The following is a 16,923-nucleotide window of genomic DNA, read 5'->3' as shown; positions in this document are numbered from 1 at the left end:
CAACGGCACCCGGCTGAGAAGGCTCGGGTCGCGGCGCGCACCATTGGGATTCATGAGGTGGGATTGATGAGGCTGGACCACGTCGTGCTCTGGACACAGGATCCGCGCGCGTCGATGGATTTCTACACCCGCGTGGTGGGCCTGCAACCGGTGCGTTTCGACGAATACCTGGCCGGCCAGGCGCCGTTCCCGAGTGTGCGGGTGTGCGACGACGCCATCATCGACCTGATGGCGACCGAGGGTGCCGTCTTCACCGAGTCGATGACGAAGGTCGCGGGCAGTGCGGGTCATCGGGTGAACCACGTCTGCCTGGCGATGTCGAAGGACGAATACGACGCGCTGGATGGACGGCTGCAGGCCGAGGGGGTGGACACCAGCGCGCGACTCGACAACACCTTCGGTGCGCGCGGGTGGGCGCCGCAGGGCTATTACTTCGCCGATCCGGACGGCAACGTGGTGGAAGCCCGCTACTACGAATAGCCCCGGGGCAGCGGACAGGGGGCCGGCGCCGGGAACCCCGGTTGGCTCTCACGAGTTACCACCAGGGACCTAGCTCCGCTCTGCCACCATTGGTTGGAGGCGATAGCGGTAACCTGGACATTTCCAGCTGTGTGTATCGGGAAGGACGTGGCCGGCGCGGCCGATGCTTGATGAATCGTAGAAACGTGATCCGCACCTTGACGGCGGTCGCCGTCCTGGTGCTGCTCGGCTGGTCGTTCTTCTATTTCAGCGACGACACCCGCGGTTACAAACCCGTGGACACCTCGGTGGCGATGGCTCAGATCAGCGCGGACAACGTCAAGAGCGCGCAGATCGACGACCGTGAACAGCAGGTGCGGCTGACCCTGAAGAAGGGCAACGGCGACACGGAGAACTCCGACAAGGTCATCACCAAGTACCCGACGGGCTACGGCGTCGAACTCTTCAACGCGCTCAACGCCAAGAACGCCAAGGTCGGCACCGTCGTCAACGAAGGCAGCCTGATCGGCGAACTGCTGGTCTACGCGCTGCCGCTGTTGCTGCTGGTGGGCCTGTTCGTGATGTTCTCCCGCATGCAGGGCGGCGCACGGATGGGCTTCGGCTTCGGCAAGTCGCGCGCCAAACAGCTGTCCAAGGACATGCCCAAGACCACCTTCGCCGACGTCGCCGGGGTCGACGAGGCGGTCGAGGAGCTCTACGAGATCAAAGACTTCCTGCAGAACCCCAGCCGCTACCAGGCGCTGGGCGCCAAGATCCCCAAGGGTGTGCTGCTCTACGGCCCACCGGGGACCGGCAAGACGCTGCTCGCCCGGGCCGTGGCCGGCGAAGCGGGGGTGCCGTTCTTCACCATCTCCGGTTCGGACTTCGTCGAGATGTTCGTCGGCGTCGGCGCGTCCCGCGTGCGGGACCTGTTCGAGCAGGCCAAGCAGAACAGCCCGTGCATCATCTTCGTCGACGAGATCGACGCCGTGGGCCGCCAACGCGGCGCCGGCCTGGGCGGCGGACACGACGAGCGCGAGCAGACGCTCAACCAGTTGCTGGTCGAGATGGACGGCTTCGGTGATCGCGCCGGGGTCATCCTGATCGCGGCCACCAACCGTCCCGACATCCTGGACCCGGCATTGCTGCGGCCCGGTCGTTTCGACCGGCAGATCCCGGTGTCCAACCCCGACCTGGCCGGTCGCCGGGCGGTGCTGCGGGTGCATTCCAAAGGCAAGCCCATCGCCGAGGACGCCGACCTGGACGGCCTGGCCAAACGCACCGTCGGCATGACCGGCGCCGACCTGGCCAACGTCGTGAACGAGGCCGCGCTGCTGACCGCCCGCGAGAACGGCACCGTCATCACCGGTGCCGCGCTGGAAGAGGCGGTCGACCGGGTCATCGGCGGCCCGCGCCGCAAGGGCAGGCTGATCAGCGAGCTGGAGAAGAAGATCACCGCCTACCACGAGGGCGGCCACACCCTGGCCGCCTGGGCGATGCCGGACATCGACCCGGTGTACAAGGTGACGATCCTGGCCCGCGGCCGCACCGGCGGGCACGCGGTCGCGGTGCCCGAGGACGACAAGGGGCTGCGGACCCGCTCGGAGATGATCGCCCAGCTGGTGTTCGCGATGGGCGGACGTGCGGCCGAGGAGCTGGTGTTCCGCGAGCCGACCACGGGCGCGGTCTCCGACATCGAGCAGGCCACCAAGGTGGCCCGCGCCATGGTGACCGAATACGGCATGAGCGCGCGCCTGGGCGCGGTCAAATACGGCACCGAACACGGCGACCCGTTCCTGGGCCGCTCGATGGGAACGCAGTCCGACTACTCCCACGAGGTCGCCCGCGAGATCGACGAAGAGGTCCGCAAGCTGATCGAGGCCGCGCACACCGAGGCCTGGGAAATCCTCACCGAATACCGGGACGTGCTGGACACCCTGGCCGGCGAACTGCTGGAAAAGGAAACCCTGCACCGGCCGGAGCTCGAGGCGATCTTCGGCGACGTCGAAAAGCGGCCCAGGTTGACCATGTTCGACGACTTCGGCGGCCGCATCCCGTCGGACAAACCGCCCATCAAGACGCCCGGAGAACTGGCGATCGAGCGCGGTGAGCCGTGGCCCCAGCCGGTGCCGGAGCCGGCCTTCAAGGCCGCGATCGCGCAGGCCAGCCGGGCCGCCGAAGAAGCCTCGGGCAAATCCACCGGCAACGGCGACAACAGCTCGCAAGGCCCCAACGGTTCGCACGGCGCCACCCAGCCCGACTACGGCGCCCCGGCCGGCTGGAGCGCCCCCGGGTGGCCGCCCACCTCGTCGCCGAATCGTCCCCAACCAGCCCCCAGTTATCCCAGCCCGGATACCGACTCGGACACCGACGAGTCCCGCCCCCCTCGGCTCGAGAAGGACGTGACTCGGTCCAACCCGCCGGCCCACGGCTGAACGACGGAGACTTCGATGACGCAGCTGGATTCCAGGGATAGCCGGGTGCGCGAGTTCGACCAGGCGCGCGCCGAGGCCGCCGTTCGCGAACTGCTGATCGCGATCGGTGAGGATCCCGATCGAAATGGGCTGCGGGACACGCCCGCTCGCGTCGTGCGGGCCTATCGGGAGATATTCGCCGGCCTCTACACCGACCCGGCGTCGGTGCTCAACACCATGTTCGACGAAGACCACGACGAATTGGTGATCGTCAAAGAGATCCCGATGTACTCCACCTGCGAACACCATCTGGTGTCGTTTCACGGTGTGGCCCATGTCGGTTACATCCCGGGTGCGGACGGTCGGGTCACCGGTTTGTCGAAGATCGCTCGGCTGGTCGATCTTTACGCCAAGCGGCCGCAGGTGCAGGAACGTCTCACCAGTCAGATCGCCGACGCCCTGGTGCAGAAGCTCAATCCGCGTGGCGTGATCGTGGTGGTCGAGGCCGAGCACCTGTGCATGGCGATGCGGGGGGTGCGCAAGCCCGGTTCCACCACCACGACGTCGGCGGTGCGCGGTCAGTTCAAGACCGACGCCGCTTCTCGAGCCGAAGCGCTCGATCTCATACTGCGCAAGTGAATTCGGCGTCCGTGCAGGTGATGGGAGTGCTCAACGTCACCGACGACTCGTTCTCCGACGGCGGGCGATACCTCGATCCCGACGGTGCCGTCGAGCATGGTCTGGCGCTGGCGGCCCAGGGGGCGGACATCGTCGACGTCGGGGGAGCCTCCACCCGGCCCGGCGCCACCCCGGTGGATCCGGACATTGAAGCCCGCCGGGTGCTTCCCGTCGTCGAACAGCTTGCCGCACAAGGAATCACCGTCAGCATCGACACGATGCACGCGCGGGTGGCCGACGCCGCGCTGAACCGCGGCGCGCAGCTGGTCAACGACGTGTCCGGCGGCCGGGCCGACCCGGCGATGGCCCCGTTGCTGGCGGAGACGAAAGTGCCGTGGGTGCTGATGCACTGGCGGCCGGTGTCGGCGCGAAGCCCGCACCAGGTGCCGGCCTATCGAGACGTGGTGGCCGAGGTGCGTGCCGAATTGCTCGCCAGCGTCGACGACGCGGTGGCCGCCGGCGTCGATCCGGCCATGCTGGTGATCGACCCCGGGCTGGGTTTCGCCAAGACCGCACAACACAATTGGGCCTTGCTGCACGGCTTGCCCGAGTTGATCGGAACCGGGGTGCCGGTACTCGTCGGCGCCTCCCGCAAGCGATTTCTCGGCGCGTTGCTGGCCGGTGCCGACGGCACACCGCGCCCGCCCGACGGCCGCGACACCGCGACCGCGGTGATCTCGGCGCTGGCGGCCCAGCACGGTGCCTGGGGGGTCCGTGTGCACGACGTGCGCGCCTCGGCCGACGCGCTCGCGGTCGTCGGAGCCTGGGAAAGAGGAGCGACAATCGATGGCTGATCGAATCGAGTTGCGCGGCTTGATAGTTCGCGGACGGCACGGCGTCTTCGAACACGAACGGCGAAACGGCCAGGACTTCGTCGTCGACATGACCGTGTGGATCGACCTGGCCCGCGCGGCGGCCAGCGACGACCTGGCCGACACCTACGACTACAGCATGCTGGCCCAGTTGGCCGCCGACGTCGTCGGTGGCCCGCCGAGGAACCTGATCGAGACGGTCGGCGCCGAGATCGCCGACGAGGTGATCAAGGACGAGCGGGTGCACGCCGTCGAGGTGACGGTGCACAAGCCGCAAGCGCCCATCTCCCAGGGGTTCGACGACGTCGCCGTCGTGACCCGGCGTTCCCGCCGGGGCGGGCGCGGCTCGGTGATTCCGGCCGCCACATGACTCGGGTGGTGCTGTCCATCGGGTCGAACCTGGGGGACCGGCGGGCCCGGCTGCAGTCGGTGATCACCGGACTGGCCGGCGCGGTTGTAGCGGTCTCGCCCGTCTACGAGACCGATCCGTGGGGGGGAGTGGAGCAGGACCCGTTCCTCAACGCGGTCCTGATCGCCGACGACCCGGCCTGCGATGCCCGGGGCTGGCTGCACCGAGCCGGCGACTTCGAACGGGCGGCGCAACGGGAGCGCGGGTTGCGCTGGGGGCCGCGCACCCTCGACGTAGACCTGATCGCCTGCTACGACGGGCACGAAGAGATCGTCAGCGACGACCCGGACCTGACTTTGCCGCACCCGCGGGCCCACCTGCGGGCGTTCGTGTTGATCCCGTGGCTGGACGTCGATCCGGGCGCGGTGCTGACGCTCGCGGACGGCCCGCATCCGGTCGCCGGGTTGCTGGCCCGGTTGCACCCCGACGACCGGGCCGGCGTGCGGCCCGCCGCAGTGCATCTGGGTCGCTGATGGGACCGACCCGCAAACGCGATCTGACCGCGGTGGCGGTCGGCGCCGCAGTGGTCGGTTACCTGCTCATCACCGTGCTGTACCGCTGGTTCCCGCCGATCACGCTGTGGACCGGTATCTCGCTGCTGGTCGTCGCGGCGGCCGAGTGGCGGTGGGGTCGCTTCGTGCGCACCAAGATCGACGACGGCGAGATCGGCGACGGGGCCGGCCGGCTGCACCCGCTCGCGGTGGCGCGCAGCCTGGTGGTGGCCAAGGCGTCCGCGTGGGTGGGCGCGCTGGTGCTGGGCTGGTGGCTGGGGGTACTGGTGTATTTCCTGCCACGCAGGTCATTGCGGGTGGTCGCGCAGGACACCTCCGGAGCCGTGGTCGCCGCGGCCAGCGCTTTGGCCCTGGTGGTCGCCGCCCTGTGGCTGCAGCATTGCTGCAAGTCACCGCCGGATCCACCCGAACACGGGGAAGGCGCAGAGAGTTGAGCGCGGGCCGTCCAGCCTGAGAATCGCCGGACTGGCGCGACACGCGGAATGACCTCGCCCGGGTACAGTCAGCCCATGACCGTTCTGTCCCGCGGCGCCCGGGTCCGGCGCGGCGGCCGCAGGCCGGGGTGGGTGCTCTTGACGACGTTGCTGGTCCTCGCGATCGGGGCGAGTTCCGCGCTGGTTTTCACCGATCGCGTGGAACTTCTCAAGCTGGCTGTGATCCTGGCGCTGTGGGCCGCCGTCGCCGGTGCTTTCGTGTCGGTGCTGTACCGGCGGCAGGCCGAAGCCGACCAAGCGCGGGCCCGGGACATGAAACTGGTGTACGACCTGCAGCTGGATCGGGAGATCTCGGCGCGTCGCGAGTACGAGCTGACTGTGGAGTCCCAGTTGCGTCGTGAGCTGGCCGCCGAGATACACGCGCAGGCCGCCGACGAGATCGCGGCACTGCGCGCCGAGTTATCTTCGCTTCGGACCAGTCTGGAGATCCTGTTCGACACCGATCTCGAGCAGCGTCCGGCGCTGGAGACCCTGGACCGGGAATCCGCCCGGGCGTTGACCGATCGAGCCAGCCGCGGCGCCCAGAACGGTGAGATCCCACCGGCTGACTGGGTCACCAGCGACCGGGTCACCGCGGTTCGCCGCGACGACCGGCCCACCCGCGCCGACGACTCCGCCATCATCGACGTGCCCGAGGAGCCACTGGTGCCGCCCCGGCCGCCGGCACCCCCACGGGAGTACACGCCGCCGCCGGCACCCCAGCCCCCGTTCCAGCAGCCCGAACCGCCTTTCCAGCAGCCCGAACCGCCGTTCCAGCAGCCCGAGCCGGCTTTCTCGCAGCCTCAGCCGTCCTTCCCGCAGCCGGAACCGGGGTTCGCGCCGCGTCATCGGCCGCCGCCGGTCCCGCCACCAGCGCCCCCACCGCCGCAGCCCTCGCCGTGGCAGCCGGTCGCCGCCGAGGGCCAGTGGTTGCCGCCCGGTGCGCCGGGCAGCCACTGGGCATCCGGCGAAGCCCCCGGGGCCCCGGAGCCGTCCGGACGGCGCCGGCGCGCCCGGCACTCGGAACCCCAGGACGGCGCGACGCCGTTCGGTGGCGTCAATGTGCCGCCGGGCGGCTATATCCCTCCCGTTGCTCCCGCCGCCGACGTCCCGCCCGGCGCAGGCATCGGCCCGCCGGCCGACACCGGACCCGAATACGGCGGTCGCCGTTCGCGATCCCGCCACTCGGCGGAATACCGCCAGTACGGGGTCGGCAATTTCGGCCGCCCGCCCGAGGCCGAGTCGGGGCCCCGCGCCGACGAGCCGCCGCCGCCGCCGGAGTCTCCGGCACCCGAGCCGGTGCCGCCCCGACTGGCCCCGCCGCCGGCTCCCCGGCATCGCAGCGCCGAGGAGATCGAGAACACGCCGGACCAGGCCGACCAGGAATCCGGTGGCCAGACGGTCGCGGACCTGATGGCGCGGCTGCAGGTGCAGCCCGGCGGCGGTGGCCGCCGGCGCCGGCGTGACGGTTGACACGCTGTGCTGCCTTCGGCGCATCGACTACAGTCTTAGTGACCGTCCGGTACCCCAGCAGCGGGACTGGAACGAACGAAGATCACTGTGAGGTCGTCTGCGATGGAGCAGTTCGACGGTTTGCGGCCGGCCAGGCTCAAGGTCGGAATCATCTCCGCGGGCCGGGTGGGCACCGCGCTGGGCGTCGCGCTGGAGCGCGCCGACCATGTCGTGGTCGCCTGCAGCGCCGTTTCGCACGCGTCCCGGCAGCGGGCCGCGCGCCGACTGCCCGACACCCCGGTGCTGGGTCCCCCCGACGTCGCAGCCGGAGCTGAGCTGCTGTTGCTGGCGGTCCCCGACAGCGAACTCGCCGGCCTGGTGTCCGGATTGGCCGCCACCTCGGCGGTACGGCCGGGCACGATCGTGGCGCACACTTCCGGCGCCAACGGTATCGCCGTCCTGGCGCCGCTGACCGAGTTGGGCTGCATTCCGCTGGCGATTCACCCGGCGATGACGTTCACCGGCTCCGACGAGGACATCGCCCGGTTGCCCGACACCTGCTTCGGTGTCACCGCCGCCGACGAGGTGGGCTATGCCATCGCCGCGTCGCTGGTGCTGGAAATGGGCGGCGAACCGTTCTGTGTGCGCGAGGAGGCGCGCGTGCTCTATCACGCCGCGCTGGCGCACGCCTCCAATCACCTGGTGACGGTGCTTGCGGATGCGCTGGAGGCGTTGCGGGTGGCGGTGCGCGGCGACGAATTGCTGGGGCAGCAGCGGGTGGACAACCAGCCGGGCGGGATCGCCGAACGCATCGTCGGACCGCTGGCCCGCGCCGCGCTGGAGAACACCCTGCAACGTGGCCAGGCCGCGCTGACCGGACCCGTGGCCCGCGGTGACGCGGCCGCCGTCGCCGGGCATCTGCGAGCGCTGCACGAGGCGGATCCGCAACTGGCTCAGGCGTATCGGGTCAACGCGCTGCGCACCGCGGCGCGTGCGCACGCCCCCGAGGAGGTCGTCGAGGTGCTGGCCCGATGAGACCGGCCAAGACCCCGACGTTCGAGCGGGATCAACTCAACGTCTACACCACGCCCCGGGAGGTCTCCGATGTCGCCCGCGCCCTGCGACAAACCGGTCGCCGGATCATGTTGGTGCCCACCATGGGAGCGCTGCACGAGGGTCACCTGACGCTGGTGCGTGCCGCCAAGCGGGTGCCCGGCTCGGTGGTGGTGGTGTCGATTTTCGTCAACCCGCTGCAGTTCGGCGCCAACGAGGATCTCGACGCCTACCCCCGTACTCTGCAGGAAGATCTCGAGTTGCTGCGGGCCGAAGGTGTCGAGATCGTGTTCGCCCCGACCGCGGCGGCGATGTATCCCGACGGCCTGCGCACCACCGTGCAGCCCGGCCCGCTGGCTGCCGAGCTCGAAGGAGCCGTTCGCCCAACGCATTTCGCCGGAGTGCTGACGGTCGTGCTCAAACTGCTGCAGATCGTGCGCCCGGACCGGGCGTTCTTCGGCGAGAAGGACTACCAGCAGCTGGTGCTGATCAGGCAGATGGTGGCCGATCTGAACATCGACACCCAGATCGTCGGGGTGCCGACGGTACGCGAAGCCGACGGTCTGGCCCGCTCGTCGCGCAACCGGTACCTCGACCCGGTGCAACGTGAAGCGGCAGTGGCACTTTCGGCGGCCCTCACCGCCGGCGCGCATGCCGCGTCGCACGGGGTGCAGGCCGCGCTGGACGCAGCCCGTGCGGTGCTCGACGCCACCCCTGGCGTGGTGGTCGACTACCTGCAGCTGCGTGACACCGACCTGGGCCCCGAACCCACCGGCGGTTCGGGCCGGCTGGTGGTCGCGGCCCGGCTGGGCACCACCAGGTTGCTGGACAATGTCGCAATCCAAATCGGGAATCTCGCCGGCACCACTGGGCCGGACGTCGAATCACAATGGAGGAACTGATGTTACGGACGATGCTCAAGTCGAAGATCCACCGTGCCACCGTCACGCAGGCCGATCTGCACTACGTGGGATCGGTGACCATCGACGCCGACCTGATGGATGCCGCCGACCTGCTCGAGGGTGAGCAGGTCACCATCGTCGACATCGACAACGGAGCTCGGCTGGTCACCTACGCGATCACCGGCGAGCGCGGCAGTGGGATCATCGGGATCAATGGCGCCGCAGCGCATCTCGTGCATCCCGGCGACCTGGTGATTCTGATCGCCTATGGCGTCATGGAGGACGCCGAGGCGCGCGCCTACCAGCCTCGGATCGTTTTCGTGGACGCAGCGAACAAGCAGATCGACCTGGGAAGCGACCCGGCGTTCGTGCCGGACGGCGTGGACGAGTTGCTCGACCCCCGGATCGGTGTGCGGTAGCCGTGCTACTGGCGATCGACGTCCGCAACACCCACACCGTCGTCGGCCTGCTGTCCGGAATCAAGGACCACGCAAAAGTTCTGCAGCAGTGGCGGATTCGCACCGAACCCGAAGTCACCGCCGACGAGCTGGCGCTCACCATCGACGGCCTGATCGGTGAGGATTCCGAACAGCTCACCGGCGCCGCGGCGCTGTCCACGGTCCCGTCGGTGTTGCACGAGGTGCGGATCATGCTCGAGCAGTACTGGCCGTCGGTGCCGCAGGTGCTGATCGAACCCGGAGTGCGTACCGGCATCCCGCTGCTGGTCGACAACCCCAAAGAGGTCGGTGCCGACCGGATCGTCAACTGTCTGGCGGCATTCAGCAGGTTCGGTAAGGCCGCGATCGTCGTCGATTTCGGATCGTCGATCTGCGTGGACGTGGTCTCGGCCAAAGGGGAGTTCCTCGGCGGCGCCATCGCCCCCGGGGTGCAGGTGTCCTCGGACGCCGCGGCCGCACGTTCGGCGGCGCTGCGCCGCGTCGAGCTGTCCCGGCCCCGCTCCGTGGTCGGCAAGAACACCGTGGAATGCATGCAGGCCGGCGCCGTGTTCGGGTTCGCCGGGCTGGTCGACGGGCTGGTCGGCCGGATCCGCGACGACGTCCAGGGTTTCTCCGCCTCCGACGACGTCGCGGTGGTCGCCACCGGGCACACCGCGCCGTTGTTGCTGCCCGAACTGCACAGCGTCGAGCACTACGACCAGCACCTGACGCTGCACGGTCTTCGGCTGGTCTTCGAGCGCAACCGCGACGCCCAGCGCGGCCGGCTCAAGACCGCACGCTGAGCACCGCCCGACTGCAATTAAGCTGGCACGTCGTGAGTGCCGCCGATCAAGACCCCGTCGAGGACCTTCCCGAACAGTTCCGGATCCGTCGGGACAAGCGTGCCCGGCTGCTGGCGGAGGGTCGTGACCCCTACCCGGTGGCCATCGAACGAACCCACACGCTGGCGCAGGTCCGCGCCGCTTACCCCGATCTGCCGACCGATACCGCCACCGAGGACGTGGTCGGCATCGCCGGCCGGGTCGTCTTCGCGCGTAACACCGGCAAACTGTGCTTCGCGACATTGCAGGACGGGGACGGCACCCAGTTGCAGGCGATGATCAGCCTGGACAAGGTGGGCCGGCAGGCGCTGGACGCGTGGAAGGCCGACGTCGACCTGGGCGACATCGTCTATGTGCACGGCACGGTGATCAGCTCGCGGCGCGGCGAATTGTCCGTCCTCGCCGATTCCTGGCGGATGGCCGCCAAGGCGCTGCGGCCGTTACCGGTGGCCCACAAGGAGATGAGCGAGGAAGCCCGGGTGCGGCAGCGCTATGTCGACCTGATCGTGCGTCCGCAGGCTCGCTCGGTGGCCCGGCAGCGCATCGCGGTGATCCGCGCCATAAGGAATTCGTTGGAGCGGCGTGGGTTCCTGGAAGTCGAGACGCCGATGTTGCAGACGCTGGCCGGTGGCGCGGCTGCGCGGCCCTTCGTCACGCATTCCAATGCGCTCGACATCGACCTTTACCTGCGGATCGCGCCCGAGCTGTTCCTCAAGCGCTGCATCGTCGGCGGTTTCGACAAGGTCTTCGAAGTTAATCGAGTGTTTCGAAACGAGGGAACCGATTCCACCCATTCCCCGGAATTTTCCATGCTGGAGACGTACCAGACCTACGGCACCTATGACGATTCCGCCATCGTCACCAGAGAGCTTATTCAAGAGGTAGCCGACGAGGCGATCGGCACTCGAGAACTCCCGATGCCGGACGGCACCGTCTACAACATCGACGGCGAATGGGCAACTCTTGAGATGTATTCCTCGCTGTCCGATGGACTCGGCGAAGAGATCACCCCGCAGACGTCGGTCGAAAGCCTGCGACGTATCGCGGCCCGACTCGATGTGGAGATTCGCGACGACCGCGGCTTCGGTCACGGCAAACTCGTCGAAGAACTTTGGGAGCATGTCGTGGGTAAGCGGTTGACCGCTCCGACATTTGTCAGGGATTTCCCAGTTGAAACCACGCCGTTGACGCGACAACACCGGAGTATCGTCGGAGTGACCGAGAAGTGGGACCTTTACCTGCACGGAGTCGAACTGGCCACCGGATACTCGGAATTGAACGACCCGGTAGTCCAGCGTGAAAGATTTGCCGATCAGGCGCGGGCCGCGGCGGCCGGCGATGACGAGGCGATGCAACTCGACGAGGATTTTCTCGCGGCGCTGGAGTTCGGTATGCCGCCGTGCACGGGAACGGGAATGGGAATCGACCGGCTGTTGATGTGTTTGACCGGCCTGTCAATTAGGGAGACAGTTTTGTTCCCGATTGTTCGGCCGCACTCGAACTGAACTGCTCGGAGTTGTGTCGGATTGTGCATTTTTCGTTCTTATGGCACATTGGTTCCCGGGGAGTCTATCTAAACTGGTTCTGTAACCGCTCGGGAAGAAACGTGAGGGTAAGCCAATGGCGAAGAAAGTGACCGTCACCCTGGTCGATGATTTCGACGGTGCCGGCGCAGCCGACGAAACGGTCGAATTCGGGCTTGACGGGGTGACCTATGAAATCGACCTTTCCAGTAAAAATGCGGCGAAACTGCGCAACGACCTGAAAGGCTGGGTGGCCGCTGGGCGGCGCGTCGGCGGCAGGCGGCGTGGGCGGTCGGGTTCGGGCCGGGGCCGGGGCGCCATCGACCGCGAGCAGAGTGCCGCGATCCGGGAATGGGCGCGTCGCAACGGGCACAACGTGTCGACCCGCGGCCGCATCCCAGCCGACGTCATCGACGCTTTCCACGCCGCGACGTAGCAGCCAGACAAGCAATTTCCGGCGCCCGTGCTCACCGCAGCCCGGGCGCCGGATTTTTATTTGTTTCGCTTGCGGCGAACGCAATAATGCCGTGCCCGGGAAACACGCCGCGGCTTTGCGCCGTTAGTCTCTTGTGCTTCGGCGCCGCTGCGCACGGTGAGGTTATGAACCCTCGCGGGCCGACCATTAGAGTGGACGGCAGGTACGCGGTGTCGGCCCCTGTGCCGACAGAGTCTTGGCGACACGGAGTACCCATGGTGATGGAGAGCAGGTAACCACCAATGTTCGAACGTTTTACCGATCGTGCCCGCAGGGTGGTCGTCCTGGCCCAGGAAGAGGCCCGGATGCTCAACCACAACTACATCGGCACCGAGCACATCCTGTTGGGGTTGATCCACGAGGGTGAAGGCGTGGCGGCCAAGTCGCTGGAGTCGCTGGGGATCTCGTTGGAGGGCGTCCGCAGCCAGGTCGAGGAGATCATCGGCCAGGGCCAGCAGGCGCCGTCCGGCCACATTCCGTTCACGCCGCGCGCCAAGAAGGTCCTCGAGCTGAGCCTGCGCGAAGCGCTGCAACTCGGCCACAACTACATCGGCACCGAACATATTCTGCTGGGCCTGATCCGCGAGGGTGAAGGCGTGGCGGCCCAGGTGCTGGTCAAACTGGGCGCCGAGCTGACCCGGGTGCGTCAGCAGGTGATCCAGCTGCTGAGCGGCTACCAGGGCAAGGAGGCCGCCGAGGCCGGCACCGGTGGTCGCGGCGGCGAGTCCGGCAGCCCGTCCACGTCGCTGGTGCTCGACCAGTTCGGTCGCAACCTCACCGCGGCCGCCATGGAAGGCAAGCTGGACCCCGTCATCGGCCGCGAGAAGGAAATCGAGCGGGTGATGCAGGTGCTCAGCCGGCGCACCAAGAACAACCCGGTGCTGATCGGCGAGCCCGGCGTCGGCAAGACCGCCGTCGTGGAGGGTCTGGCCCAGGCGATCGTGCACGGTGAGGTGCCCGAGACGCTCAAGGACAAGCAGCTCTACACCCTGGACCTGGGTTCGCTGGTCGCCGGCAGCCGCTATCGCGGTGACTTCGAGGAACGCCTCAAGAAGGTGCTCAAGGAGATCAACACCCGCGGCGACATCATCCTGTTCATCGACGAGCTGCACACGCTGGTCGGAGCGGGCGCCGCCGAGGGCGCGATCGACGCCGCCAGCATCTTGAAGCCGAAGCTGGCCCGCGGCGAGCTGCAGACCATCGGCGCCACCACGCTCGACGAGTACCGCAAGTACATCGAGAAGGACGCCGCGCTGGAGCGTCGTTTCCAGCCGGTCCAGGTGGGCGAGCCGACGGTGGAGCACACCATCGAGATCCTCAAGGGTCTGCGCGACCGCTATGAGGCGCACCACCGGGTGTCGATCACCGACGGTGCCCTGGTGGCCGCGGCCACCCTGGCCGACCGCTACATCAACGACCGGTTCCTGCCGGACAAGGCGATCGACCTGATCGACGAGGCCGGCGCCCGGATGCGGATCCGCCGCATGACCGCGCCGCCAGACCTGCGCGAGTTCGACGAGAAGATCGCCGAGGCGCGCCGGGAGAAGGAGTCGGCGATCGACGCCCAGGACTTCGAAAAGGCCGCCAGCCTGCGCGACCGGGAGAAGCAGCTGGTCGCGCAGCGTGCCGAGCGGGAGAAGCAGTGGCGTTCCGGCGACCTCGATGTCGTCGCCGAGGTGGACGACGAGCAGATCGCCGAGGTGCTGGGCAACTGGACGGGCATCCCGGTGTTCAAGCTCACCGAGGCCGAGACCACTCGTCTGCTGCGCATGGAGGACGAGCTGCACAAGCGGATCATCGGCCAGGTGGACGCCGTCAAGGCGGTCTCCAAGGCGATCCGTCGTACCCGCGCCGGGTTGAAGGACCCGAAGCGGCCGTCGGGATCGTTCATCTTCGCCGGGCCGTCCGGTGTCGGTAAGACCGAGCTGTCCAAGGCGCTGGCGAACTTCCTGTTCGGCGATGACGACGCGCTGATCCAGATCGACATGGGCGAGTTCCACGATCGCTTCACCGCCTCGCGGCTGTTCGGCGCACCGCCGGGCTATGTCGGCTACGAGGAGGGCGGTCAGCTCACCGAGAAGGTCAGACGCAAGCCGTTCTCCGTCGTTTTGTTCGACGAGATCGAGAAGGCCCACCAGGAGATCTACAACAGCCTGTTGCAGGTGCTCGAGGACGGCCGGCTCACCGACGGTCAGGGCCGCACGGTCGACTTCAAGAACACCGTGCTGATCTTCACCTCGAACCTGGGCACGTCCGACATCTCCAAGCCCGTCGGCCTCGGTTTCACCCAGGGGGGCGGTGCGAACGACTACGAGCGGATGAAGCAGAAGGTCAACGACGAGCTGAAGAAGCACTTCCGCCCGGAGTTCCTCAACCGCATCGACGACATCATCGTCTTCCACCAGCTGACCAAGGACGAGATCATCCAGATGGTCGACCTGATGATCGGGCGCGTCGCCAACCAGCTCAAGAGCAAGGACATGGCGCTCGAGCTGACCGACAAGGCCAAGGCGTTGCTGGCCAAGCGCGGCTTCGACCCCGTGCTGGGTGCCCGTCCGCTGCGGCGCACCATCCAGCGCGAGATCGAAGACCAGCTCTCGGAGAAGATCCTGTTCGACGAGGTCGGTCCGGGGCAGGTCGTCACCGTCGACGTGGCGGATTGGGACGGCGAAAGCGCCGGCGAGGACGCGAAGTTCACCTTCGTCGGCACCCGCAAGCCGCCGGTCGACGTGGATCTGGCCAAGGCCGGAGCGCACGAAGCCCAGTAGCCGCAACAGCCTGACCGCATCGGAGTAAGCCCCACCCGGGGCTTACTCCGATGCTGCATTGGGCAGCGGGTCTACACTGGCCACTGTTGTCGGGTACCGGAATCTGGTGAAACTCCAGAACGGTCGCGCCACTGTCGATAGTCAGACCTGGTCCCGGCACGCGGGAGCATTGACCGTGGGACGCGAGATCCCAGAAGGAGATGATTGTGGCCACATCGCAGACCGCCCGGGCCGGATCGGTTGACCTGTCGGGGGCACGCGCAACGGTGTGGCTGGTGGCCACCGCCGTGCTGGCGCTGCTCGCGATCTACTTCGTCGGCGTCGACCAGGGCGCCGTGTCGCTGTTCGGCAGCGACACGCATGTGCACGAATTCTTCCACGACGCAAGGCATCTGCTCGGGTTTCCCTGCCACTGACCCGCGGTCGGCTGACAGGTGGAGCAGCGGCTGATCCTTCGCGGGCTGCTGGCGGGTGCGGTGGGCGCGGTGCTGGCGTTCGTCTTCGGCCGCGTGTTCGCCGAGCCGGTCATTTCCCGTGCGGTGCAATTCGAGGAAGCCCGCACCGCCCCGGGGGTGCATGAACACGGTGCCGAGCTGTTCTCCCGCGGGGTACAGGGCAATGCCGGGCTGGGTTTCGGCGTGCTCGTCTTCGGCGTCGCGCTGGGTGCGCTGTTCGCGGTAGCGTTCTGCCTCGCTTACCGGAACTCGGAATGTGTTGCGCCGCAGCTACTTTCGATTCGCCTGGCGCTGGGCGGGTTGGTAGCGGCGTACCTGGTGCCGTTCCTGAAATACCCGGCGAATCCGCCTGCCGTCGGTCAAGCGGACACCATCGGCGCGCGCACTTGGTGGTATTTGATCATGGTGCTGGCGTCGGTGGTGCTGGCCATCGCCGCGCTTTGGCTGGCGCGGCGGCTGGCGGCGCGGTTCGGGGCGTTCAACGCCGGCTGGGTGGCCGCGGCCGCCTATGCCGCAGCAGTCGCGCTGGTGGCGCTGGTGCTGCCTGCGGTGGCCGAGGTACCCGCCGGATTTCCCGCGGATGTCCTCTACGAATTCAGGCTGGTGTCGCTGGCCACGCAGTTGGTGCTGTGGGTGGGGATCGGGCTGGTGTTCGGGGTGCTCGCAACGCGGGCACTGCCCGCCGGCGCGCAGCAGGAGGCGAGCACCCCCCGGTGAGTGCGGTGTCGCGGCTGACCCTGGTGTCGCACGCCATGACCGAAGCGATGGCGGCCGGACGGTTTCCCGCCGACGAGCCGCTGCGTGACACCGGCCGCCAGGTCACGGCGCTGCGGATCAACGACGACACGCGTCAGCTCGCCGGCCCCGAGCGGCGGACCCGGCAGACCGCGGAACTCCTCGGGCTGCAACCCGTGCTTGAACCCCGGCTGGCCGACCTGGATTGCGGCGAATGGCGCGGTACCGCGCTGCCCGACGTGGCGCCCGCCGATCTGCAGACCTGGCTGACCGATCCGGGTCAGGCCCCGCACGGCGGCGAATCCGTCGTCGACCTCGTCGATCGGGTGGCCGGCTGGTTGGCCGGAGTGGCGTCCCAGGCCGGCCGGACGGTGGCGGTGACGCATCCGGCGGTGGTGCGCGCCGCGCTGCTGGTGGCCCTGGAGATACCGCCGAAATCGTTCTGGCGCATCGACGTTGCTCCACTGAGCCGGACCAGTCTGCATTACCGTGGGCAACGCTGGACGCTGCGACTTTAGTTGTGT

The 16,923-nt window shown here is 68.1% G+C and carries 18 protein-coding genes; all 18 read left to right on the top strand.

What is annotated here, in order from left to right; genetic code table 11:
• Positions 1–66: 66 nt before the first annotated feature.
• The 18 genes from MKCMC460_RS28310 (at position 67) to MKCMC460_RS28225 (ending at position 16,917) form a co-directional block, all read left to right on the top strand.
• Positions 67–480 (top strand): VOC family protein, encoded by a 414-nt coding sequence (locus MKCMC460_RS28310; protein ID WP_238305125.1) that lies wholly within the window; start codon positions 67–69, stop codon positions 478–480.
• A gap of 170 nt (positions 481–650) precedes the next feature.
• A complete protein-coding gene (gene ftsH, locus MKCMC460_RS28305; protein ID WP_236978566.1) occupies positions 651–2,894 on the top strand; it encodes an ATP-dependent zinc metalloprotease FtsH in 2,244 nt (747 codons plus the stop codon).
• Between the two features lie 15 nt (positions 2,895–2,909).
• Entirely contained in the window at positions 2,910–3,512 is a 603-nt protein-coding gene (gene folE, locus MKCMC460_RS28300; protein ID WP_236978564.1) for a GTP cyclohydrolase I FolE, read from the top strand.
• Entirely contained in the window at positions 3,509–4,345 is an 837-nt protein-coding gene (gene folP / locus MKCMC460_RS28295) for a dihydropteroate synthase (RefSeq protein WP_236978563.1), read from the top strand. The genes folE and folP overlap by 4 nt, the downstream gene beginning before the upstream one ends.
• Complete coding sequence (gene folB / locus MKCMC460_RS28290; RefSeq protein ID WP_236978562.1) at positions 4,338–4,733, top strand: dihydroneopterin aldolase; 396 nt, start codon at positions 4,338–4,340, stop codon at positions 4,731–4,733. Before folP ends, folB begins: the two co-directional genes overlap by 8 nt.
• Positions 4,730–5,245 carry a 2-amino-4-hydroxy-6-hydroxymethyldihydropteridine diphosphokinase gene (gene folK / locus MKCMC460_RS28285; RefSeq protein WP_236978560.1) on the top strand — a complete coding sequence of 172 codons (516 nt, stop codon included), beginning with the start codon at positions 4,730–4,732 and terminating at the stop codon, positions 5,243–5,245. Before folB ends, folK begins: the two co-directional genes overlap by 4 nt.
• Positions 5,245–5,718 (top strand): DUF3180 domain-containing protein, encoded by a 474-nt coding sequence (locus tag MKCMC460_RS28280; protein ID WP_236978559.1) that lies wholly within the window; start codon positions 5,245–5,247, stop codon positions 5,716–5,718. Before folK ends, MKCMC460_RS28280 begins: the two co-directional genes overlap by 1 nt.
• 75 nt (positions 5,719–5,793) lie before the next feature.
• Entirely contained in the window at positions 5,794–7,230 is a 1,437-nt protein-coding gene (locus tag MKCMC460_RS28275; protein WP_238305123.1) for a DUF6779 domain-containing protein, read from the top strand.
• Positions 7,231–7,332: 102 nt separating this feature from the next.
• Positions 7,333–8,244 (top strand): Rossmann-like and DUF2520 domain-containing protein, encoded by a 912-nt coding sequence (locus tag MKCMC460_RS28270; protein ID WP_236978556.1) that lies wholly within the window; start codon positions 7,333–7,335, stop codon positions 8,242–8,244.
• Positions 8,241–9,164 (top strand): pantoate--beta-alanine ligase, encoded by a 924-nt coding sequence (gene panC / locus MKCMC460_RS28265; RefSeq protein ID WP_236978555.1) that lies wholly within the window; start codon positions 8,241–8,243, stop codon positions 9,162–9,164. The genes MKCMC460_RS28270 and panC overlap by 4 nt, the downstream gene beginning before the upstream one ends.
• Entirely contained in the window at positions 9,164–9,583 is a 420-nt protein-coding gene (gene panD / locus MKCMC460_RS28260) for an aspartate 1-decarboxylase (protein ID WP_238305122.1), read from the top strand. The genes panC and panD overlap by 1 nt, the downstream gene beginning before the upstream one ends.
• Positions 9,584–9,585: 2 nt before the next feature.
• Positions 9,586–10,404: a type III pantothenate kinase gene (locus tag MKCMC460_RS28255; RefSeq protein ID WP_238305121.1), complete on the top strand. Its 819-nt coding sequence runs from the start codon at positions 9,586–9,588 to the stop codon at positions 10,402–10,404.
• A gap of 32 nt (positions 10,405–10,436) precedes the next feature.
• Positions 10,437–11,948, top strand: a complete 1,512-nt coding sequence (lysS, locus tag MKCMC460_RS28250; protein ID WP_236978554.1) for a lysine--tRNA ligase — start codon at positions 10,437–10,439, stop codon at positions 11,946–11,948.
• A gap of 115 nt (positions 11,949–12,063) precedes the next feature.
• Entirely contained in the window at positions 12,064–12,402 is a 339-nt protein-coding gene (gene lsr2 / locus MKCMC460_RS28245; protein ID WP_236978550.1) for a histone-like nucleoid-structuring protein Lsr2, read from the top strand.
• Between the two features lie 281 nt (positions 12,403–12,683).
• Entirely contained in the window at positions 12,684–15,209 is a 2,526-nt protein-coding gene (gene clpC1, locus MKCMC460_RS28240; protein WP_236978546.1) for an ATP-dependent protease ATP-binding subunit ClpC, read from the top strand.
• 200 nt (positions 15,210–15,409) lie between these two features.
• A complete protein-coding gene (locus MKCMC460_RS28235; RefSeq protein ID WP_236978539.1) occupies positions 15,410–15,625 on the top strand; it encodes a CbtB-domain containing protein in 216 nt (71 codons plus the stop codon).
• Positions 15,626–15,643: 18 nt separating this feature from the next.
• Complete coding sequence (locus MKCMC460_RS28230; RefSeq protein ID WP_236978538.1) at positions 15,644–16,381, top strand: CbtA family protein; 738 nt, start codon at positions 15,644–15,646, stop codon at positions 16,379–16,381.
• The gene (locus MKCMC460_RS28225) at positions 16,378–16,917 is read left to right on the top strand and encodes a histidine phosphatase family protein (RefSeq protein WP_236978536.1); all 540 of its coding nucleotides are present in this window, start codon (positions 16,378–16,380) and stop codon (positions 16,915–16,917) included. The genes MKCMC460_RS28230 and MKCMC460_RS28225 overlap by 4 nt, the downstream gene beginning before the upstream one ends.
• The last annotated feature ends 6 nt before the right edge of the window (positions 16,918–16,923 follow it).

The organism is Mycobacterium sp. 20KCMC460, assembly GCF_022179425.1.
In the GTDB taxonomy this organism is placed as follows: domain Bacteria; phylum Actinomycetota; class Actinomycetes; order Mycobacteriales; family Mycobacteriaceae; genus Mycobacterium; species Mycobacterium kiyosense.
Note: the sequence above shows the minus strand (reverse complement) of the source record. Positions and strands in the feature narration are given on the sequence as shown.